Source organism: Luteimicrobium sp. NPDC057192, from assembly GCF_042670205.1.
Lineage (GTDB): Bacteria > Actinomycetota > Actinomycetes > Actinomycetales > Cellulomonadaceae > Luteimicrobium.
Window position 1 is genome coordinate 25,786 of sequence record NZ_JBHUWD010000019.1, and the last position, 20,337, is coordinate 46,122.

Annotated in this window: 15 protein-coding genes; 8 read left to right on the forward strand and 7 right to left on the reverse strand. The window is 73.1% G+C overall.

Annotation, left to right across the window (positions count from 1 at the left end; translation table 11 throughout):
* Nucleotides 1–97: 97 nt before the first annotated feature.
* Both ACFT5B_RS10535 and ACFT5B_RS10540 read left to right on the forward strand, forming a co-directional pair.
* Entirely contained in the window at nucleotides 98–190 is a 93-nt protein-coding gene (locus ACFT5B_RS10535) for an excalibur calcium-binding domain-containing protein (protein WP_386797957.1), read from the forward strand.
* A gap of 149 nt (nucleotides 191–339) precedes the next feature.
* Complete coding sequence (locus ACFT5B_RS10540; RefSeq protein ID WP_386797958.1) at nucleotides 340–2,028, forward strand: SulP family inorganic anion transporter; 1,689 nt, start codon at nucleotides 340–342, stop codon at nucleotides 2,026–2,028.
* Nucleotides 2,029–2,220: 192 nt separating this feature from the next.
* On the opposite strand, the gene ACFT5B_RS10545 is transcribed toward ACFT5B_RS10540, so the two are convergent.
* Nucleotides 2,221–3,465 carry a TrkH family potassium uptake protein gene (locus ACFT5B_RS10545; protein ID WP_386797959.1) on the reverse strand — a complete coding sequence of 415 codons (1,245 nt, stop codon included), beginning with the start codon at nucleotides 3,463–3,465 and terminating at the stop codon, nucleotides 2,221–2,223.
* Nucleotides 3,466–3,772: 307 nt separating this feature from the next.
* On the opposite strand from ACFT5B_RS10545, the gene ACFT5B_RS10550 reads away from it, so the two are divergent.
* On the forward strand, nucleotides 3,773–6,352 hold the full coding sequence (locus tag ACFT5B_RS10550) for a hypothetical protein (protein WP_386797960.1): 2,580 nt from the start codon (nucleotides 3,773–3,775) through the stop codon (nucleotides 6,350–6,352).
* 43 nt (nucleotides 6,353–6,395) lie between these two features.
* The gene (locus ACFT5B_RS10555; protein WP_386797961.1) at nucleotides 6,396–6,923 is read left to right on the forward strand and encodes a PH domain-containing protein; all 528 of its coding nucleotides are present in this window, start codon (nucleotides 6,396–6,398) and stop codon (nucleotides 6,921–6,923) included.
* Between the two features lie 2 nt (nucleotides 6,924–6,925).
* Here ACFT5B_RS10555 and ACFT5B_RS10560 read toward each other — a convergent pair whose 3' ends face one another.
* The 3 genes from ACFT5B_RS10560 to ACFT5B_RS10570 all read right to left on the reverse strand — a co-directional run bounded on the left by ACFT5B_RS10560 (nucleotide 6,926) and on the right by ACFT5B_RS10570 (nucleotide 10,459).
* Entirely contained in the window at nucleotides 6,926–7,108 is a 183-nt protein-coding gene (locus tag ACFT5B_RS10560; RefSeq protein ID WP_386797962.1) for a hypothetical protein, read from the reverse strand.
* Nucleotides 7,109–7,389: 281 nt separating this feature from the next.
* Nucleotides 7,390–9,279 (reverse strand): alkyl/aryl-sulfatase, encoded by a 1,890-nt coding sequence (locus ACFT5B_RS10565; protein ID WP_386797963.1) that lies wholly within the window; start codon nucleotides 9,277–9,279, stop codon nucleotides 7,390–7,392.
* A gap of 61 nt (nucleotides 9,280–9,340) precedes the next feature.
* Nucleotides 9,341–10,459 carry an enolase C-terminal domain-like protein gene (locus ACFT5B_RS10570; protein ID WP_386797964.1) on the reverse strand — a complete coding sequence of 373 codons (1,119 nt, stop codon included), beginning with the start codon at nucleotides 10,457–10,459 and terminating at the stop codon, nucleotides 9,341–9,343.
* Nucleotides 10,460–10,602: 143 nt separating this feature from the next.
* On the opposite strand from ACFT5B_RS10570, the gene ACFT5B_RS10575 reads away from it, so the two are divergent.
* The 4 genes from ACFT5B_RS10575 to ACFT5B_RS10590 are packed head-to-tail and all read left to right on the forward strand — an operon-like array spanning nucleotide 10,603 to nucleotide 15,344.
* Nucleotides 10,603–11,070 carry a hypothetical protein gene (locus ACFT5B_RS10575; RefSeq protein ID WP_386797965.1) on the forward strand — a complete coding sequence of 156 codons (468 nt, stop codon included), beginning with the start codon at nucleotides 10,603–10,605 and terminating at the stop codon, nucleotides 11,068–11,070.
* Entirely contained in the window at nucleotides 11,070–11,813 is a 744-nt protein-coding gene (locus ACFT5B_RS10580) for a gluconate 2-dehydrogenase subunit 3 family protein (RefSeq protein WP_386797966.1), read from the forward strand. Before ACFT5B_RS10575 ends, ACFT5B_RS10580 begins: the two co-directional genes overlap by 1 nt.
* Nucleotides 11,810–13,513 carry a GMC family oxidoreductase gene (locus ACFT5B_RS10585; RefSeq protein WP_386797967.1) on the forward strand — a complete coding sequence of 568 codons (1,704 nt, stop codon included), beginning with the start codon at nucleotides 11,810–11,812 and terminating at the stop codon, nucleotides 13,511–13,513. Before ACFT5B_RS10580 ends, ACFT5B_RS10585 begins: the two co-directional genes overlap by 4 nt.
* A 10-nt stretch (nucleotides 13,514–13,523) precedes the next feature.
* Complete coding sequence (locus ACFT5B_RS10590) at nucleotides 13,524–15,344, forward strand: thiamine pyrophosphate-requiring protein (protein WP_386797968.1); 1,821 nt, start codon at nucleotides 13,524–13,526, stop codon at nucleotides 15,342–15,344.
* A gap of 29 nt (nucleotides 15,345–15,373) precedes the next feature.
* Here the strand turns inward: ACFT5B_RS10590 and ACFT5B_RS10595 are convergent, their stop codons facing one another.
* From ACFT5B_RS10595 to ACFT5B_RS10605, 3 genes are all read right to left on the reverse strand, one after another.
* A complete protein-coding gene (locus ACFT5B_RS10595) occupies nucleotides 15,374–18,004 on the reverse strand; it encodes a LuxR C-terminal-related transcriptional regulator (protein ID WP_386797969.1) in 2,631 nt (876 codons plus the stop codon).
* A gap of 92 nt (nucleotides 18,005–18,096) precedes the next feature.
* Nucleotides 18,097–19,560: a DUF1254 domain-containing protein gene (locus tag ACFT5B_RS10600; protein ID WP_386797970.1), complete on the reverse strand. Its 1,464-nt coding sequence runs from the start codon at nucleotides 19,558–19,560 to the stop codon at nucleotides 18,097–18,099.
* A gap of 105 nt (nucleotides 19,561–19,665) precedes the next feature.
* Nucleotides 19,666–20,334: a GAP family protein gene (locus ACFT5B_RS10605; protein WP_386797971.1), complete on the reverse strand. Its 669-nt coding sequence runs from the start codon at nucleotides 20,332–20,334 to the stop codon at nucleotides 19,666–19,668.
* Between the last annotated feature and the right edge of the window lie 3 nt (nucleotides 20,335–20,337).

Below are 20,337 nucleotides of genomic sequence, written 5' to 3' on the forward strand. Positions count from 1 at the left end.
TGGGCCCCGGCCACTGCTTGACCCGAGACGTTTCGACGCTAAACCGGGCGGGAACGAAGCGCAACGGCCGGTGCCCGGGAGAACCACGGTGGGGGCCGTGCGGGCGGCGGGTGCGGACCCGATCTACGAGGGCGACCCGGGCTACAGCAGGAAGCTCGACCGGGACGGCGACGGCGTCGCCTGCGAGTAGCTCCGCGGCGGCCCGGGGGCTCGGTCGCGGTCGACACGTTCCAGGTCCCCTGGCAGCCGGGACCGGCGCCCTCGGCGCCACGGCCGCCCGCGCTCCTCACCCGGCGCGGGTGATTCCGCGGAAGGCACGCGGTCGTTAGCGTGGCGAGCATGTCCTTCCAGGCGTGGGTCCGGACCGTGGCGCCCCGCCGCGAGGACGTGCGCGGTGACCTCGTCGCCGGGCTCACCGGGGCCGTGAGCGCCGTCCCCGACGGCATGGCCTGCGGGCTCCTCGCCGGCGTCTCCCCGGTCCACGGGCTTTACGCGACGTTCATCGGGCCGATCGCCGGGGGGCCGGGTGCGTCGACCCAGCTCATGCGCGTCACGACGACGAGCGCCGCGGCCCTCGCCGCTGCGTCGGCCCTCACGGCGGTCCCAGCGAAGGAACGGGTCGACGCGCTCGTCCTGCTGACGCTGTGCGCCGGGGTGCTCATGGTCGTCGCCGGCGCGCTCAAGCTCGGCCGGTACGTCCGGTTCGTGTCGCAGTCGGTGATGCTCGGGTTCCTCACGGGCCTCGCGCTCAACATCGCGTTCGGCCAGCTCGACGAGCTCACCGGGTCCCAGGCGCACGGGAGCATCGCGCTCACCAAGGCCTGGAGCGTCGTGACGAACCCGAGCGCGTGGAGCTGGCCGTCGCTCGCCACCGGCGTGGGGGCGCTCGCGATCCTCGTGGGTCTCTCGCGCACCCGGCTGTCCCGGGTCGCCGCCGTCTTCGCGCTCGTCGTCCCGACGCTCGTCGTGGTGCTCACAGGGGCCGACGTCGCGCGCGTCCACGACACCGGCGAGATCCCTCGCGGGTTCCCGCTGCCCTCGCTGCCCACGCTCTCCGCACTGTCGCCCGACGTGCTCGTGGGCGCGGTGACCGTCGCGTTCGTGGTCCTCGTCCAGGGCGCGGGTGTGGCCGAGGCCGCCCCCAACCCCGACGGCAGCCGGTCCCGGACCAACCTCGACTTCAGCGCGCAGGGAGCGGCGAACGTCGCGTGCGGGCTCTTCGGGGCGCAACCGGTCGGGGCCTCGGTCAGCGCGACGGCGCTCAACATCACGGCCGGCGCACGGAGCCGCTGGGCGTCGATCTTCGCGGGCGGTTTCGTCCTGGTCTTCCTCGTGGCGCTCTCCGGGATCGTGGGCGCCGTCGCGATGCCGACGCTGGCCGCGATCCTCATCTTCGCCGCGGCCAGCTCGCTGCGTCCGCGGCAGGTCCGCACGCTGCTCTACGCGGGCAGCACGCCGGCGATCGCCCTCGTGGTCACGTTCGTCGCGACCCTGCTGCTGCCCGTCGCGGCAGCGGTCGGGGTCGGGGTCGTCGTGTCGCTGCTGCTGCAGCTCAACCGGGAGGCCGTGGACCTGCGGGTGGTCCGGTTGATCCCCCGCGTCGACAGCGCCGGCCCGCTCGAGCGCCGGTCACCCCGCACGCTCGAGGACCACGACGTCGTCGTCCTCGACGTGTACGGCTCGCTCTTCTACGCGGGCGCGCGCACCCTCGAACGGCAGCTCCCGGACCCCGCCGGGGCGACGGACGCCGCGGTCGTGCTGCGCCTGCGGGGCCGGACGACGCTCGGCGCGACCTTCTTCGTCGTCATCGCCCAGTACGCCGACAAGCTCGAGGCCGGCGGCAACCGGCTGTACCTGTCAGGGCTGTCCCCCGAGGTGCTGCACGTCTGGGAGTCCCGCGTGCTCGCGGAGCACCTCGTCAACGTCCGGCTCTATCCGGCGACCGAGGTCGTGCTGGGCTCGACGCACGCCGCCTGGCTCGACGCGCGCGCCCGTCGCGTGGGCCGTCCCGGCCCGCCCTCGTCGTAGCCCTGGCGGACCAGTCGTGACGTCGTCTCGTTCTGGGACATCCCACGCTCCTCGGTGCTCGCCGCCCCGGCGACACCAGGAGGCGGGCGTCGCCCGACCCCCGGGCGTCCAGAGTGCCGCGGCGGCGGGAGGCGTCGCCTCATGCGCCGCGGTGAGCGCACCGCCGCCGGCGTCGACACGTCGGAGAGCGGCTCAGCCGATGATCGCGGAGCTCTCGGGGAGCCGGAACAGACGCCGGCGCTCTCGCAACGCGAGGGCAGTGCCGAGAGTGATGGGCCCGAGCCGGCCGAGAAACATCAGGCCGACCAAGATCAGCTGGTGTCCCCACGCGAGCTGGGCGGTGATCCCCGTGGACAGCCCGGTGGTCGAGAACGCGGAGGTGACTTCGAACAACACGCGGTCGAGCCCGTAGCTCGAGGTCGCGGTGATGACGAGGGTCGGCACGATCACGGCGGCGACCCCGAGCAGTGCGACGGTGACGGCCTGCCGCTGGGTGGCGGAGGCGATCCGACGGTCGAACGCGGTCACATCGGGGTCGCCACGGAGCTCGGACCGGATGACGAAGGCGAGGACGGCGAAGGTCACTACCTTGATACCGCCCGCCGTGCCGGCGCTGCCCCCGCCGACGAACATCAGGACGTCCGTGCCCAGCCACGTACCTTGGTTCATCGCGGAGGTGTCGACCGAGTTGAAGCCTGCCGTGCGGGACATGACCGACTGGGTGAATGCCGCCAGGAGCTTGCCGGGCCACGACAACGGTCCGAGCGTCTGACTGTTCCCGGCCTCGAGCGCCAGGACGAACAGCATGCCGCCGACGAGCAGCGCCCCGCTCGTCAGAAGCGTGAGCTTGGTGTGCAGCGACCACCGCGAAGGCCTGGCCCGTCTGCGGTAGAGCTCGAAGATCACGGGAAACCCGATGCCGCCCAGCACCACCGCGGCGCACAGCGGCAGGCACACCCACGGGTCGGAGACGAATCCCGTCAAGGAGTCGGAGTACAACGCGAAGCCGGCGTTGTTGAAGGCGGACACGGCGTGGAAGACACCGGACCACGCGGCCTCGCCCACGCCCGCACCGCGGGCGACGAGCCGGCCGAAGAGCGCAATCGCGACCAGCCCCTCGACGAGCACCGTCACGCGGAGGACACCGATCAGGACCGAGCGAACGTCTCCGAGCTGAACGCTGCGGGTAGAGGCCTGCGCAACCATCCGGGTCTGCAGGTTGAGGCGGCGTGAGACGAACAGGCCGAGCAGAGAGGCCATCGTCATCACACCGAATCCGCCGATCTGGATCAGCGCCAGGATGACGACCTGCCCGAAGGGCGTCCAGAACGTGGGTGTGTCGGCCACGGCGAGCCCGGTCACGCAGGTCGCCGAGGTCGCCGTGAACAGCGCCTCGAGCCACGTCGCCGACCGTCCGGTGGCGGCGGCGGGGAGCATGAGGAGAACGGTCCCGACGCCGATAGCTCCCGCGAACCCGGCGACCACCAGACGCCCGGGGTCGCTGCGCTTGCGCCGACCCGCGGGTGCTCGCCACCCGATGACGGAGCGTCGTGCCAGAGTGCCGAGCGTTATCACTCGCACGGGTCTATCACGACGAAACCCGCGACGAGGCGATCTTGACGGATCCTTGACGGCCGGCTCTCCATCTTCGGCGTGCCGAATCCGGGCGCCCACCGATGGCGTGAGCGGGCCGCAACGCCTAGCGTCTGGGCGAGGGGGACGACGCGACCGGAAGGGCCCGAACGTGGGAAGTCCGACAAGCTCCGGCGGGCGCCGGCGCTCGCCCGCCTGGCGCCTCCTGGCGGCGGTCGCCGGCCTCGCGCTCGCCGGGCTGACCGTCGCAGCACTGCCGCCCCACCCGGCCTCGGCAGCCGACGTACCGACCGGCACGCTCTCGTTGTACAAGAGGATCGAGAACCTCGACACCGGCTCGGGCTTCGGTGACCGTTCCGTCTGGACGATGCACGCCGAGAACGTCGACACGGGCGAGACGTTCGAGGGCGACGGGCTCAACGGCTTCCAGACGCGGACCGTCCCGGAAGGGACCTACCGCATCTCCGAGTCCGGCACGGTTGCCGGCTACCGCTTCAACAACTGGTCCTGCAGCAACGGGTCGCCGACCACGGAGCGGGAGCCCCTCGTCTACGTGGGTGAGGGCGACTCGCTGACGTGCACGGTGGAGAACGTCGCGATCAAGCCGTCGCTGACGCTCCGCAAGCAGGTCTCCGGGGGCGACGCCGACCCGACGCTCTGGCAGCTCCACGCGCGCGGCCCGGACTCCCTCGACGGCCCGACCGGCAGCGACGCCGTGACGAACGTCCCCGTCCGGATCGGGACCTACACGCTCTCCGAGGACGCCGGACCCGCCGGGTACACGGCGGGAGACTGGGCGTGCGACGTCCTGGAGGTCGGCGGCGACACGCGCCGGGAGACGGTCCCGCAGGGCGGCTCGCTCGACGTCGTCCTGGGCGACCGGATCGTGTGCACCGTCGTCAACAGCACGCAGGGCCCGCACCTGACGCTGCGCAAGGTCGTCGACAATGCGGGCGGCGGCACGGCCACGGCGTCCGACTGGACGCTCACCGCGGCAGCGACGAGCGGCGGCACGACGATCTCGGGGACGAGCGGCTCGTCGCCGGTCACGGACGCGGGTGTGCCCGCGGGTCGCTACGACCTGTCCGAGTCCGGCGGTCCGGCCGGCTACACCGCGGGGGCGTGGGTGTGCGACGGCGGGACGGGCGCGAACGGCACCGCGATCACGCTCGGCACCGACGACGACGTCACGTGCACCGTGACCAACACGTGGTCGCCGGCGCACCTCACCCTCGTGAAGAACGTCGTCCAGACGCGGCTCCCGGCGGGCCGCGCGGCGCCGTCGGACTGGACCCTGAGCGCACGCGACGACGCGGGTGACGGGTTCTCGGGGACGTCCGGCGAAGCTTCCGCGACGGGGGTCGCGGTGGCGCCCGGCACCTACACGCTGAGCGAGGACGGACCCGCGGGCTACCAGGCGAGCGACTGGACCTGCGACGGCGGGACGCTCGACGGCAGCGCCCTGACGCTGGCCACGGGCGACGACGTCACGTGCACGATCACCAACACGCTCGACCTGCCCGACCCCGCCCAGCTCACGCTCGTCAAGGCCGTCGAGGGCGGCCCCGACGTGGTGTCGGACTGGACGCTCACGGCGACCCGGGTCGTCGGGACCGGGCTCCCGGCGTTCTCGGGTACCGGGGGCAGCGGGCAGATCCGCAACGTCGCAGTGCTCCCCGGCACGTTCGAGCTCACCGAGGCGCCGTCGGACGGTGCGCCCGCCACGGTCGCGGGCTACACCGCGTCCGACTGGACGTGCGACGGCGGGGACCTGACGACCGTGGACGGGAACCAGCGGGTCACGCTCGCGGCGGGCGACGTCGTCACGTGCACGGTGACGAACACCTGGCAGGGCGGCACCCTGACGCTGGTCAAGGACGTGGACAACGCCTGGGGCGGCACCGCGACGCCCGCGGACTGGGTCCTGCGCGCGACCCGCACCGGGGCGACGCTCCCCACGCTCGTCGGACGCACGGGCAGCGACGCGGTCACGGACGTGGACGTCGTCGCGGGCACGTACGACCTCGCCGAGTCCGCTGGCCCCGTGGGGTACGCGTCGCAGGGCTGGAGCTGCACGTCCGGCCTCGAGGGCTCGGCGGTCACCGTCGGCGCGGGCGACGACGTCACGTGCACCGTGACGAACGCCGACCAGCCCGCGCACCTCACGCTGATCAAGCGCCTCGACCCGCTCCGGGCCGACGGCGCCGAGCCGACCGACTTCACGCTCACGGCGACGAACGGCACCACGACGATCACCGGACGCACCGGCGAGGACGCGGTCACGCGCGTCGCCGTGCCCGCGGGCAGCTACACGCTCACCGAGACCGGCCCCGGAGGGTTCCGCTCGGTGTGGGCGTGCCTCGGCGCCCGCAGCCAGCGCTCGGCGGGCAACGTCATCGGGGCGCCGGGGAACGTCGTCGTCGGCCTGGGGCAGGACGTGCGGTGCACGGTCGTCAACGCGGTGCCGGGTCCGGTCCCCACGCCCACCCCCACCCCCACCCCGACGACCCCCACCACGAGCCCGACCCCGTCCCCCACGGCCACGACTCCCGCCGGCCCGACGACGCCGGGCACGACGCCCAGCAGCAGCACGACGGTCGCCGGAGGGGGCGGCGGGGGCGGTCTCGCGATGACGGGCGCGCCGCTGGCGCTCGTCGGCGGGCTCGGGGCCCTGCTGCTGCTCGCCGGGACCGCCGCCCTGCTCGCCCGGCGGTACTGGCTCCGGCATTGACGACGAGCCCGGGAAGGCGTCCGCATCTGGCACGATGCTCCGCATGAGTCTCAAGGACCTGACCGAGGGCGAGGACGTCGTCCTGGAGCTCCGGACGCACCCCAAGGCGCTGTTCTGGCCCCTCGTTCTGCTCGTCGTGCTCGTCGCGGCGGTCGCCGTGACGGCGGCGCTGGGCGCTCCCGCGGTCGCCGTGGAGGTCGTCGCGGTCGTCGCGTTCCTCCTCGCCTGCCTCGTGGTGCTGCCCCGGTGGGCGCGCTGGCTCACGACCCGGTACGTCGTCACGACCAAGCGCGTCCTCGTGCGCTCGGGCATCGTCACCCGCGTCGGTCGTGACATCCCGCTCTACCGGATCAACGACATCGGGTCGGAGCAAGGGCTCCTGGACCGGATGTTCGGCTGCGGCACCATCACGGTGTCCGACGCGAGCGACAAGCCCGGGCTGGTCCTGCACGACGTCCCGGACGTCGATGCCGTGCAGACGCGCCTCCACGAGCTCCTGTTCGCGCACGACGACAACTCCGACGAGGGCGAGTTCCCGCCCGGGGAGCCCGCGCGCCGTCGGACGCGCTGAGGTCAGGGGCCGAGCAGAGCCGCCGGCACGACAGCGATGCCGTCCGGCCTGCGGTACGCCTCCGGCCCGGTCGTGACGACGACGGCGTCAAGGAGGTCGTCTCCGAGCTGGTCCCGTAGCCAGCGCAGGTGCTTCACGTCGTCGTCCTGAGCAGTCCGCGCGAGCTTCACCTCGATCGCGAGCACGCGAGAGCACCGGCCCACTCACGCTCCGGAAGCGCGCGGATCCCGGGAAATCCGGACCGGACGATCTCGTCCGCGTAGTCCCGCAGTCCGAACGTCGTCGACCCGCCGACGTCAGGCCGATCGCCGGCCATGAGGGCCGCCATCGACACCGTCGGCTCGACCGGTCTGCACCGTCAAACGCCACCGTTCTGCAGCGTCAAACCCCGGGAACGTTGCGAGACGACGACCGGCCCGCCCCGCAGGAGGGCGGGCCGTCGCCTCGCGGCGTCACACGTCGGGTGTCAGGGCGTGACGATCGCGAAGTCCGGGTCCCCCGGCGACAGGAGCCCCGCGAGCGTGTGGAGCACCGCGACGTCGCCCGCGATCTCGGTGCCCGACGCCGCGAGCTTCTCGGGCGTGAGCCCGCCGCCCAGCGCCACCGCGGGCAGCGCGCGCTTCGTCGTCGTGATCGTGACGTCGGCGTCGCCGGCCTGCCGCGCTGCGCTGTAGGTGAGGGCGCCGTTCGCGAGCCGGAGGCGGTAGCGCTCGTCGACGTCCGTGAGCACGACGTCGACCGTGAGCTTCTCGTCCCAGGCGCGGGGGCCGTCGATCTGGATCGCGAGCGCGTCGAAGAGCATCGCCGGCGTGAGGGCGCCGACGATGTCCGCCGACGCGGTCTGCGTCGGGGTGCCGAACGCGCCGTCACGCAGCTCCGTCGCACCCGAGAGGAAGAAGTCGCGCCAGGTCCCGTTCTCCGAGCCGTAGCCCAGCTGCTCGTAGGTGTCGGCGAGGAGCTCGCGCGCGCCGGCGTGGTCGGGCTGCGCGAAGACGACGTGGTTGAGGACCTCCGCGACCCAGCGGTAGTCGCCGGACTCGAACGCCGGACGCGCCTTCTCGACAACGGCCCCCGCGCCGCCCATGAAGTCCACGTACCGCTTGGCCTTCTCGACGGGCGTGTGCTCCCACAGATGGGCGGGATTGCCGTCGAACCAGCCCATGTACCGCTGGTAGATGGCCTTGACGTTGTGGCTCACCGACCCGTAGTAGCCCCGCGCGTTCCAGGCGTTCTCGAGGGCCGGCGGGAGCTGGATCGTCTCGGCGATCTCCGCGCCGACGAGGCCCTGGTTGAGCATCCGGAGCGTCTGGTCGTGCAGGTATGCGTACAGGTCGCGCTGGAGGCCGAGGAACTCGACGGCGCGCTCGTTGCCCCACGTGGGCCAGTGGTGCGAAGCGAACACGACCTCGACGTCCGCGCCGAACAGGTCGATGGTCTCGGTGAGGTAGTTCGACCACACGTGGGGGTCGCGGACGACGGCGCCGCGCAGCGTCAGCAGGTTGTGCAGGTTGTGGGTCGCGTCCTCCGCCGTGCACAGCGCCTTCTTGTCAGGGAAGTAGAAGAGCATCTCGGCGGGCGCCTCGGTGCCCGGCGCCATCTGGAAGACGATCCGCACGCCGTCGACCGTGAGCTCGTCGCCCGTCGAGACGACGGACTCGGTCGGTTCGATGAGCGTGACCGTGCCGGTCGACGTCGTCTGGCCGAGCCCGGCGCCGACGCCGCCCTGCGGACCGCGCGCGAGGGCCGCGCCGTACATGTAGCCCGCACGGCGGCCCATCGCGGTCCCGGCGTAGACGTTCTCCGCGATCGCGGGCTCGAGGAACCCGTCCGGCGCGATGATGCGGACCTTGCCCGCGTCCACGTCCTCCTGGCTCGTGACCCCCTTGACCCCTCCGAAGTGGTCGACGTGGCAGTGGCTGTAGATGACCGCGACCACCGGCCGTTCGCCGCGGTGCTCGCGGTAGAGCGCGAGCGCGGCGGCGGCGGTCTCGGTGGAGATCAGCGGGTCGATGACGATGACGCCCGTGTCGCCCTCGACGAAGCTGATGTTCGACAGGTCCTGACCGCGCACCTGGTAGATGCCGTCGGTGACCTCGAAGAGCCCGGCGGTCGCGACGAGCTGCGACTGACGCCACAGGCTGGGGTTGACCGTGTCGGGCGCGTCGCCCTGGAGGAAGTCGTACGTCCCGTTGTCCCACACCACCCGGCCGTCGTCCGCTGTGGTCGCGCCCGGCAGCGGGGCGACCAGGCCCCGGCGGGCGTCCTCGAAGTCCCGGGTGTCGGAGAACGGCAGGCGCTCCCGGAGCGCCGCCTGCTGCTGGACGATCGCCGGTGCGGCCGGCTTCGGTGTGCTCATGGCCCCAGCCTCGCGGCCGCGCCGCTCCCCCGCCTCACACGTCGAGGGTGAGACACGGACGTCAGCCGGCGCGGAACCGCTCCGCGTCCCGGCGCAACGCCAGGCCGTGGCCGGCGACGCTCGGGTCGGGACGCAACCGGCCCGCGGTGGCGGGCAGCACGCCGTCGAACAGCATCGCCTCGAGCCGCACGTGGTCGGCGAAGTACTCGAGGTGGCGCACGTTCGGCGCCGCGCAGCCCACGTGCGCCGAGAGCTGCGGGGCGCAGTGCGCGGACACGTCGGTGTGATGGGCCTCGGCGACGGCCGCCGCGCGCAGCCAGGTGGTGATCCCGCCGCAGCGGGTCACGTCCGCCTGCAGGCAGTCGACCGCGCCCGCCGCGAGCATCCGTTCGAAGTAGCCGAGCGTCCAGCCGTACTCCCCGGCAGCGACGTCGGCGACCGCGCGGCTCCGGACGTGCGCGAGCCCGGGCAGGTCGTCCGACGACACCGGTTCCTCGAACCACGACACGTCGTGCTCGCGCAGCCGGCGCTCCACCCGCACGGCCTGCCCGACGGCGTAGCCCCCGTTCGCGTCGACGAACACCTCGACGTCCGGCCCGGCGACCCGCCGGACCAGCGCGACCCGTTCGAGGTCGCGCTCCACCCGCGTGCCCCACGACTCGCCGATCTTGATCTTCACCGCCGTGACGCCGTCGTCGGCGAGCCACCCCTCGACCTGGCGGCTGGTCGTGGCGTCGTCGAACGTGGTGAAGCCGCCGCTGCCGTAGACGGCGACGGACTCCTGGGCACGCCCGAGCAGACCGACGAGCGAGACGTCGAGCGCGCGCGCCTTGAGGTCCCAGAGCGCGACGTCGACGGCGGAGACCGCGCACGCCGCGACCCCGGGCCGCCCCGCGTTGCGGACCGCACGCGTCATGGCCTCGTTCCCGCCGGGGACGTCACACACGTCTCTGCCCCGCACCACCGGCGCCAACGTTCCTGCGACCACCTCGCCGGCGGAGCGTTCGGCGTACGTCCAGCCGAGGCCCGTGGCCCCGCCGGCGCGGACGATCACGACGACGACCGTCGTCGCGTCCCAGGCGAACGTGCCGTCAGCCTCCGGCTGCTCGGTCGGGACGACGTACACGCGCGCCTCGACGTCGTCGACGACCAGACCGCTGGTCCCGGTCCCGCTGCCCATGAGCTTCCCTCCGTCGCGACCGTCCCTCCTGGATACACCCGACGGCGCCCTCTCGCCGGTGCGGGGACGCCCACCTGCGTGGCTCCGGGGCCCGACCTACGGTGAGAAGAGCTCGGGGCACGGACGACGGAAGGACACGGTTCATGGGCCTGCTGGGTCGGCGCGGGGCGGTCGCGGAGGTCGAGCGGGGTGCCCGCCACGCGGCGTACGAGATCGCGCACGGGCGCTTCGAGCGCTCGCTGTCCGGGCTGACGGCTGCCGCCGCCGTCCTCACCACCGTCGAGGTGTACGCGGAGCACTACAAGGCGAGCTTCGGCAACAAGTGGATGTGGGCCCCCATCGTGGTGACGCCGCCCGTCGTCGTCGCGGGAGTGGCCGGCGTGTACAGCCGCCGCTGGGCGAAGACCGCGCTGCCGGTCGCCGCCGGCGTCTACGCCGCGACCGGGCTCGCCGGCGAGTACTTCCACGCCCGGGGGATCGCACGGAAGCCCGGCGGCTGGAGGCTCGTCAGCTACAACGTGCCGATGGGGCCGCCTGTCGCCGCGCCCGGGCTGATGTCCGTCGTGGGTGCGATGGGTCTCCTCGCCGCGCTGCTGCGGCGGGAGAAGTGATGGTCGACCGCGACAAGGGCGAGCACCTGCCGAACCTGCGCGAGGACGGGCAGCCGCCGCACCCGTCGTGGCTGCCCCGCCAGCGCCGCGGCACCACGCCGCAGATGATCGGCCGCTATCCCGACTACGACGTGCTCGACGCCGTCGACACGTGGGACGACGCGACCAAGGACGTGGTGCTCGCCCGGCTCGAGGCACCCGGGCCGCTGCGCTTCTTCGGCCCCGAGGAGGAGGCGACGCTGCGGGCCTTCTGCGACGTCACCATGGCCCAGGACCGTGAGCCCCGGGTGCCGGTGGCCGAGTTCGTCGACGCGAAGCTCGCCGACGGGATGCTCGACGGCTACCAGTACGCGACCATGCCCGACGACCGGGACACCTGGCGGCTCGTGCTCGCCGGCCTCGACCGCACGGCCCGCGAGCGCCACGGGGCGTCTTTCGCGTCGTGCGGTTTCGAGGCGCAGGAGGCGATCGTCTCCGACCTCGCGGACGGCTCGCTCACCGGCGGCGAGTGGGACCGGCTCGACGTCGCGCGCGCATGGAGCGTGTGCATGCGCGCCGTCCTCGCGGGGTTCTACTCGCATCCGTGGGCGTGGAACGAGATCGGGTTCGGCGGGCCCGCCTACCCGCGCGGTTTCATGCGGACCGGCCCGACGAGCGTGCTGGAGCCGTTCGAGAAGCCCGGCGCCACCTCCGAGGACCCTGCCCGTGCCGTGGACGAGGATCCCGAGGAGCTCTTCGGATGAGCGTGCGCAGCCTGCTCAAGGGCTCGGTCGGCCCGCGCGACAACGACTCGCGCTTCCTGCTCGACGTCCACTCCCGCCAGCTCCCGGGCGAGGCGACCATGCGCCGCTACGACGAGCGGACCGAGGTGGACCTCGTCGTCGTCGGCGCCGGGGCAGGAGGCTCGGTCCTCGCCCAGCGCCTCGCGCGGCAGGGCTGGCGCGTCGTCATCCTCGAGGCCGGCCCGTTCTGGCACCCGGACGACGACTGGGTGTCCGACGAGGTCGGCTCGCACGACCTGTACTGGACCCAGAAGCGGATCATCGGGGGCGAGGACCCGGTCGAGCTCGGCAAGAACAACTCGGGCCGCGGCGTCGGCGGCTCGATGGTCCACTACGCCGGGTACACGCCGCGCTTCCACCCGTCCGACTTCGAGACGGAGACGCTCGACGGCGTCGGCGCGGACTGGCCGATCCGCTACGAGGACCTGCTGCCGCACTACGAACAGGTCGAGCGCGAGCTCCCGGTCGCGGGCCAGGACTGGCCGTGGGGTCACCCCCACCACTATCCGTTCAGCCCGCACCCGGTCTCGGAGGGCGCGAGCAGGCTCTGGCGGGGAGCGCTCGAGCTCGGCATCGAGATGCGCGTCGGACCGGTCGGGATCGTGAACGGGACGTTCGGGAACCGGCCGCACTGCATCTACCGCGGGTACTGCCTGCAGGGCTGCAAGGTCAACGCCAAGGCGAGCCCGTTCGTCACGCACCTGCCCGACGCGCTCGCCCACGCGGTGGAGATCCGGTCGGACTGCATGGCGACGCGGGTCGAGCTCGACGAGACCGGGAGGGCGGTCGGCGTCGTCTACCTGCGCGAGGCGGGCGGGGCCGAGCACCTGCAGCGCGCCCGGTTCGTCGCCGTCGCGGGCTACTCCATCGAGACGCCGCGACTCCTGCTGAGCTCCACGAGCACCCGCTTCCCGGACGGCCTCGGCAACGACCACGACCAGGTCGGCCGCTACGTCATGGTCCAGGGCGCCACGCAGACGGCGGGGCGGTGGGCCGACGAGCTGCGGCCGTACAAGTCGCCGCCCCCGGAGGTCTCGAGCGAGGACTTCTACGAGACCGACGACGCGCGGGGCTTCAAGCGCGGCTTCTCGATCCAGACCGTCTCGCCCCTCCCGGTCGGCTGGGCCGAGCACGTCCTCGCCGACGGCCACTGGGGCCGCGCGCTGCGCGAGTACATGCGCGACTACAACCACTGGGCCACGGTCGGCGTGCTCAACGAGCTGCTCGCCCAGCCCGACAACCGCGTCACCCTCGCGGACGAGGCCGATCCCTACGGTCTGCCGGTCGCCCGGATGGACTACACGCTGTGCGACAACGACAAGGCGAACATCGCTTACTCGACGAAGGTCATCACCGACCTGCTCCGTGCGGCCGGGGCGCAAGACGTCCTCACGATCCACCGCTACGCCCACCTGATCGGGGGCTGCCGGATGGGCAGCTCCCCGGAGGACAGCGTCGTGGACGCGAACCAACGTTCCTGGGCCGTCCCGAACCTGTTCCTCGCGGACGGCTCGGTCTGCCCCACGCAGGGTTCGGCGAACCCCGCGCTCACCATCATGGCGCTCGCGTCGCGGCTCGCCGCGCGCATGGCGGACGGCAGCGCCATGAGCGACGACCCCGCGGACCGCGCGGGCAGCGCCCCCGTCCGCCGCCATCCCTGAGGAGGACACCATGAGCAGCACCGTCAGCGACTTCGTGATCGACCGGCTGATCGAGTGGGACCTGCACCGGTTCTACGGCTTCCCGGGCGACGGGATCGGCGGCCTCGACGGCGCGCTCGAACGCGCCGAGAAGGAGGGCAAGGACTTCTCCTACCTGCGGCCGACGCACGAGGAGATGGCCGCGTTCATGGCGACGGCGCACGCCAAGTTCACCGGCGAGGTCGGGGTCTGCATCGCGACGTCCGGGCCGGGCGCGACCCATCTCCTCACGGGGCTCTACGACGCGAAGCTGGACAACCAGCCGGTGCTGGCGATCGTCGGGCAGCAGGGGCGGGTGTCCTTCGGCAGCCACACCCAGCAGGAGCTCGACCTCGAGCGGGTGTTCCAGGACGTCGCCGGCTTCGTCCAGACCGTGACGACGCCGATGCAGGCGCAGCTCGTGCTGGACAAGGCGATCCGGGTCGCGCACGCGGAGCGCTGTCCCGCCGTCGTCATCCTGCCCGCGGACGTGCAGAAGCTGGAGATGGCCGCGCCGGCCGCCGAGCACTGGGTGTCGCGCAGCGGCGTCGGGCACTCCTCGACGGCGCTGACGCCGCCCGAGGACGAGCTGCGTCGAGCGGCGGACGTCCTCAACGCCGGCTCGAAGGTCGCGATGCTCGTCGGCGAGGGCGCCCGGGGGGCGACGGACGAGGTGCTCGCCGTGGCGGAGAAGCTGGGCGCCGGGATCGTGACGGCGCTGCTCGGCAAGGACGTCGTGCCCGGCGACGTCCCGTTCCACACCCAGCAGCTCGGGCTGCTCGGCTCGAAGCCGAGCTACGAGATGATGCAGGGCTGCGACACGCTGCTCATGGTGGGCAGCAACTACCCCTACGCGGAGTTCCTGCCCCCGACCGGCCAGGCCCGGGGCGTCCAGATCGACCTCGTGCCGCGCCGCCTCGGCATCAGGTACCCGATGGAGGTCAACCTCGCGGGCGACGCGAAGGCGACGCTCACCGCGCTGCTCCCGTACCTCCACGCCCAGGACGACCGGTCCTGGCAGGACGGCATCGTCTCGGACATGAAGACGTGGGACGACGTCGTCGAGGCCGAGGCCATGACCGACGCGGACCCGGTCAACCCGCGGCTGGTGTTCCACCGGCTCAACGAGCGGCTGCCCGAGAACGCGGTGGTCACGGCCGACGCCGGCTCGACCGCCGACTGGTACGGCCACCACGTCCGGCTCGGGCGCGGCATGCGCGGCAACCTGTCCGGGATGCTCGCCTCGATGGTCGGCGCGATGCCGTACGCGATCGCCGCGAAGTTCGCGTTCCCGGAGCGGCCGGTCGTCTGCACGATCGGGGACGGCGCGTTCCAGATGCTCGGCATGAACGAGCTGCTCACCGTCAAGCGGCACTGGAGGAGCTGGGCGGACCCGCGGTTCGTCGTCCTCGTCCTGCACAACGACGACCTCACCCAGGTGTCCTGGGAGATGCGCGAGGTCGGCGACCCGCGCTGGGACACGTCGCAGAAGCTCGAGGACATGGACTACGCGGGCTACGCCGAGCTGCTCGGGTTGCGCGGCATCCGGGTCGACACCCCCGACCAGGTCGCCGGCGCGTGGGACGCGGCCTTCGCGTCCGACCGGCCCGTCGTGCTCGACGTGCACACCGACGCCAACGTGCCGCCGCTGCCGCCGCACATCTCGTTCGGCGAGGCCAAGGGCTTCCTCGCCTCGCTCGTCAAGGGCGACCCCGCCGAGGGCAGCGTCATCGCGAACTCGGTGCGCGCCGTCGGCGCCCAGCTCTACGAGTCGGCGAAGGACGCGCTGTCCCGCAAGGACGACGACAAGTAGCGGACGCCGGGAGCCCGCCCGCGGGCGGGCTACTCCAAGAGTCCCGCGGCGAGGGCCGTCTGGAGCGCCTCCCTCCGACCGCGGACCCCGAGCTTCCGGTAGATCGAGCGCGTGTGCGTCTTGACGGTGTTGACCGAGACGAAGAGCGTCGCGGCGATCTCGGTCGTCGACCGCGTCGACCGGAGCTCACGGAGCACCTCGAGCTCGCGTGCCGACAGCTCCTTCGCCACCGCGGGCTGCCGACGCGGACGTGCGGCGTCGCCGCGCCCGTCGAGGAGCTCGGCGACGAGCGCGTCGTGCGCCGTGCCGCGGGCGAGGTGGGCGCGGAGGAGCGGCTCGACGTCGTCCCGCTCGGCGAACGGGCGACGGATCCCCCGGTCCGCGGCGTCGTCGAGCGCACGGGCGAGATGCCCGTGCGCGGCCTCGGTGTCGCGCTCGCCCCAGGCGAGCATCGCGGCCGTGGTCTCCCAGTTGACCGAGAGCTGCGCGGTGCGCTGGGTGGCATCGACCTCGTCGAGCGAGCGCCAGGCGTCACCGGGCCGGCCCGCCCTGCGGTACACCTCGGCCGCCCAGACGTGGGACACGGTCAGCCTCGGGCCCGCGGGCAGGGCGTCGAGCGCGTCGGCGCCGTACCTCGCGCGTCCGCCGAGCGCCTGATCGAGCGCCTCGATCACGGCGGCGCAGTCGACGACGGCGGGAGACGCCCCCGCCTCGGGAGCCAGGACGACGGCCCGCGCACGCAGCAGCCCGCCCCGGTCCCCGAGCCCGACACAAGCGGCCATGAGCGCCGCGCCCGCCCGGGACCGTGCGACGGCGGCGCTCGCCGGCAGCGCGGCGAGTCCGTCCTCGAGGTACCGGCAGGCGTCCTCGAGCTCGTCCCGCATGTAGCTGACGAAGCCCTTGACCACGCGCGGGCTCGCGAGCAGCTCGGGCGACGACCAGCCCGCTGCCGCGACCCGCGCCTCGACCGACTCCGCGAGCGCCCACGAGCCGGGGACGTCGCCGCCGCCGAGGAACGGCAGGGTGCTCTCGGCGAGGCACGCCAGCTCGAGCGCCGTCAGCCCGTGCGCGGCCGCCAGCTCGGCGCCGCGCTGCAGGTGGGCGAGGGACCGGGCGTCGTCGTACTCGCTGTACGCCTCGGCGCGGCCGACGAGGTAGTAGGCGAACGCCGCCCCCAGGGGCGTGAGCTCCGCCTCCCGCTGGAGGATCGCGCGGCCGCGCTCGATCGCCTCCGTCAGCCCGGCGCGCGGGGCGAGGAACAGCTCGAGCAGCGTGGCGGTGGTCTCGGCGGCCCGGCGCCGGTCGTCCGGCAGCTCGGGGAACGACCGGACGGCACGCGCGAGCTCGTCGAGGGCGAGGTCGCCCCGGCCCTCGACCGCCGTGACCCCGGCGCCGATCAGGGCGAGCTCCGGGCCGTCGCGCCATGGGGACGGGACCTGGCGCAGCAGCCCACGGAGCGTCCCGTGCTGGCCCGCGACCAGGCGGTCGGCCCAGCGGTCGCGCAGGACCTCGGCCGCGAGCTCGCCGTCCTCGGCGGCGAGCGCGTGCCCGACCGACGCCGCGAGATCCGTGGCGTCGAACGCCCGGACGAGCTCGCGGTGCACGGCGCGGTACGCCTCCGGGTCGGTGCGGCGCAGCATCGCCTGGCACTGGGCCGCGAACAGCGCGTGCCACCGCAGCACGGGCTCGCCGTCGCGCTCGCCCACGGGCGTGAGGAACAGAGCCCGACGACGGCACTCGTCCAGCTGCGCCGGCCCGTCCGCACCGCCGACGAGCAGCGCGGTCGCAGCATCGATCGTCTCGACGGCCGTCGCGCGGAGCACGAAGGTCGCGAGGGCGTCGGGCAGACCGCGCAGCACCTCCTCGACCAGATAGTCGGCGAGCGGGAGGCCGCCACGGTCCATGGCGCCGAGCGTCGCGCCGGGGGCCGCGCCGCGGAGAGCCGTGAGCGTGAGGCGCAGAGCGACCGGCCAGCCGCCGGTGAGCTCCCCGAGCCGGTCGACGTCCCCCTGGTCGAGAGACGCCGGCTCGGCGCTCACGAGCGCGCCCGTCTCGGCGCGGTCGAACGCCAGCTCGTCCTGCCGCAGCTCTCCGAGGACGCCCTCGTCCCGCAGCCGCCGCAGCGGCAGCTCCGGGTCGGACCGGCTCGCGAGCACGAGCCGCACGTTCGCCGGCAGCCGCTCGACGACGGCGCCCAGAAGACGGGCCGAGCCGTCGGCGTGGAGCTCGTGGACGTCGTCGAGCACGAGGACGAGGTCGCCGCTCCTGTCCTCGAGCGCGTCGAGGAGGGCGTCGACGTGCGCGTCGGAGAGCTGCTCGCCCAGCGCCGGGGTGGCCAGGGTGTCGAGGAGGGGCTCGGGGCCGAGCGCGCCTCGCAGGGCCTCGAGGAGCCCTCCGTGCAGCCGCGCCGGGTCGTCGTCGAAGCGGTCGACCGACAGCCAGGCGACGGGCGTCGTGCTCTCCGCCGCCCAGGCCGCGAGCGCCGTCGTCTTGCCCGTACCCGCCGGCCCGACGACGACGGTCAGCGGGTGCGCGGCGACGAGCGCGGCGAGGCGTGCGTCGACGCGGGGCCGCCCGACGACGGACGGCGCGAGCGCGGGCACGCTGACGCGCGCCCGGGGCTGCCGGGCCGAGGCCGCACGTGCCGCGTCCGTCGCCATGCAGCCACCCTAGGAGGCGACCGCTGCGGGGGCGCCGTGACACCCCGCCCTCGGCGGGGTGTCACGTCACCGACGGGCTCAGCTCGCCGTCTTCAGTCGCCGACGCGCACGAACGCGCCGGGCTTGTACCCCCGGTCGAAGAAGACCTCGGTCGGCCCGTAGAACCGGAAGAGGCTGAACCAGCCGCGTCCGGGGACGGTCTTGAGCCAGTTCGCCGCCCCCTCCGGGCGCTCGGGTCCGATGTAGAAGGTGGTCGAGCCGTCCTCGTTGTGCTCGAGGTCGTTCATGGAGTTGAGCGAGGGGTACTCCTGTCCCTCCGCGTCGACGCCCGCGGCGGTGTCGGCGTCGTAGAGCGTCACCGACCAGAACAGCCGCGCGGGCGGGTCCGCAGGCATGTCGAGCCGGTACGTGCGCTCACCACGCAGGTGCTCGCCGTCGCTGTCCTTGTACGCGCCCCCGTACTTGGCGCCGAGGCCCGGCACGGACGAGATCATGGCGGTGCTGATCGAGTAGTGGTTGACGAACATGTGCGCCTTGGCATCGACGTTGGTGTGCCCGGTGTCCCGCCAGCGCCACTGCTCGTCGAGCAGCGTGTGCCAGAAGTCGTCGAGTTCCGTCAGGGCGTGCGCGACCCACTGCCGGTCCTCCCACCACAGGCCCTTGTGCTGGGCGTCGAAGCTCGCGGCGATGTTCTTGGCCATCTTCCAGCCGGTGACGGCCGCGGCGTCGAGCAGCTCCCGCTGCCGGTCGGTCGGGGCGAAGGCGTCCCCCTTGCGGATGCCGACGGCGGCGAGGACGCCGTGCATGTACGGGTCGACGGCGTCCACACGGTCGTTCTGGATGAACTGGTCGAGCAGGTCGAAGTAGGCCGCCCCGCGCGGGAAGAGCGCGTCGACGGTCTTGTCCGAGATGTGCTCGAAGCGCATGGGCCGCGCCTCGCCGTGGAGAGGACGGATCCGGATGCCCTCCACGGACGCGACCCCCGGCGCCAGGTCCTCGTTGGAGCGGAAGAACCCGCGGACGAAGACGAAGACCCCGTCGGTGGGGCTCGTGAAGACGAAGTACTCGTCCTCGTCGACCTCCCCCTCGTAGCCCTCGGGCACGATGAGGTACTTGCCGCCCTCGCCGTGGTCGGGGCCGGGGATCCCGACGTCACCCAGGTAGGTGGTTCCGTCGATCGTGGGGCCGGTGAGGGGCCGGTGCCAGAAGTCGTCGAGGAGTGCCTGCAGGCGCGGCGGGGCCTCGATGACGAGCGGCCCCGTCTCGGCGAGGTTCGCGAAGGTCAGGCCGTAGATCACGTCGGAGTTCGGCGTCGTGATGACGGTGCGCGGCTTGAGCCGCTGCTCCGGGACGGACATGACCTCGTACCCGGCGCCCGACACCTTCTCGAGCCCGACCTTCATCGCGTACATGTTCACCGCGGGCAGCGCCCACAGGTAGGTCTGGGTCGCGCGCTGGAAGTACAGCTCGTCGTCGAGGGCGCGGCGCGCCTCCTCGGTCGGGTACCCCCCGTCGAACGGGCTGTCGGCGATCTCCTGGTAGCGGTCGTGGGCCATGGTCGTGCCTTCCTTTCTTCGGCGTCGGCCGGGCTCGCCGCGGCCGACGGGTCGGGGTGCCGGGGCGCGGGGCGGTGGACCCGCGTGCGCATCCGGTGCCGTCCGTCAGATCGCCGTGATGCCGTCGCCGATCATCTTGGCGCCGATGACCAGCAGCAGGATCGCCATGATCACCGCGTTGTTGTGGATCATCCAGGTCTTGAGCCCGTCGAGGATCGTGGCCGCACGCTCGCCCATGGCGAGGTACACCACCACGGGCGCGACCACCCCGAGGGACGCGATCACCGTGAACACGACGAGCGCGCCGAGCTGGGTGCCGGTGCTGCCGGGGGCAGCCGCGGAGATCGCAGCGGCGCCCGACACGACGAGGAGCAGGTTCTTCGGGTTGACGGCGCCGAGCAGCGCCCCGAGACCTATCGCGGCCGGCGGCTTCATGGAGTCGATGGCCTGCATCCACTTGGGCGTCGGCGGCTCGGCGTCACCGCGCGGTCGGCCTGACCACTGCCGGAAGGCCACGAGGAGCAGCAGCACGCCGAGGACGATCTTGACCCACGCGACCCAGCCGGGCTTGTCGTCGCTCGGGGTCGCCGCGCCCGCCACGAGGATCACGATCACCCCGAGGACGTAGATCCCGACGAGCCACCCGAGCAGGAACGACAGGGCGTTCGCCTTCGCCCGGGGCGTGACGAGCATCAGGACGACGGCGACGATCGGCAGCGGGCTGACGAGCACCCCGACCGCCACGGGCAGGGACTGGCCGATCGCTGCGCCCATGCG

Coding starts and splice junctions, on each gene's coding strand:
- ACFT5B_RS10540 (WP_386797958.1), top strand. CDS start 340: ATGTCCTTCCAGGCGTGGGTCCGGACCGTGGCGCCCCGCCGCGAGGAC.
- ACFT5B_RS10545 (WP_386797959.1), bottom strand. CDS start 3,465: ATGCTCCCCGCCGCCGCCACCGGACGGTCGGCGACGTGGCTCGAGGCG.
- ACFT5B_RS10555 (WP_386797961.1), top strand. CDS start 6,396: ATGAGTCTCAAGGACCTGACCGAGGGCGAGGACGTCGTCCTGGAGCTC.
- ACFT5B_RS10565 (WP_386797963.1), bottom strand. CDS start 9,279: ATGAGCACACCGAAGCCGGCCGCACCGGCGATCGTCCAGCAGCAGGCG.
- ACFT5B_RS10570 (WP_386797964.1), bottom strand. CDS start 10,459: ATGGGCAGCGGGACCGGGACCAGCGGTCTGGTCGTCGACGACGTCGAG.
- ACFT5B_RS10575 (WP_386797965.1), top strand. CDS start 10,603: ATGGGCCTGCTGGGTCGGCGCGGGGCGGTCGCGGAGGTCGAGCGGGGT.
- ACFT5B_RS10580 (WP_386797966.1), top strand. CDS start 11,070: ATGGTCGACCGCGACAAGGGCGAGCACCTGCCGAACCTGCGCGAGGAC.
- ACFT5B_RS10585 (WP_386797967.1), top strand. CDS start 11,810: ATGAGCGTGCGCAGCCTGCTCAAGGGCTCGGTCGGCCCGCGCGACAAC.
- ACFT5B_RS10590 (WP_386797968.1), top strand. CDS start 13,524: ATGAGCAGCACCGTCAGCGACTTCGTGATCGACCGGCTGATCGAGTGG.
- ACFT5B_RS10595 (WP_386797969.1), bottom strand. CDS start 18,004: ATGGCGACGGACGCGGCACGTGCGGCCTCGGCCCGGCAGCCCCGGGCG.
- ACFT5B_RS10600 (WP_386797970.1), bottom strand. CDS start 19,560: ATGGCCCACGACCGCTACCAGGAGATCGCCGACAGCCCGTTCGACGGG.
- ACFT5B_RS10605 (WP_386797971.1), bottom strand. CDS start 20,334: ATGGGCGCAGCGATCGGCCAGTCCCTGCCCGTGGCGGTCGGGGTGCTC.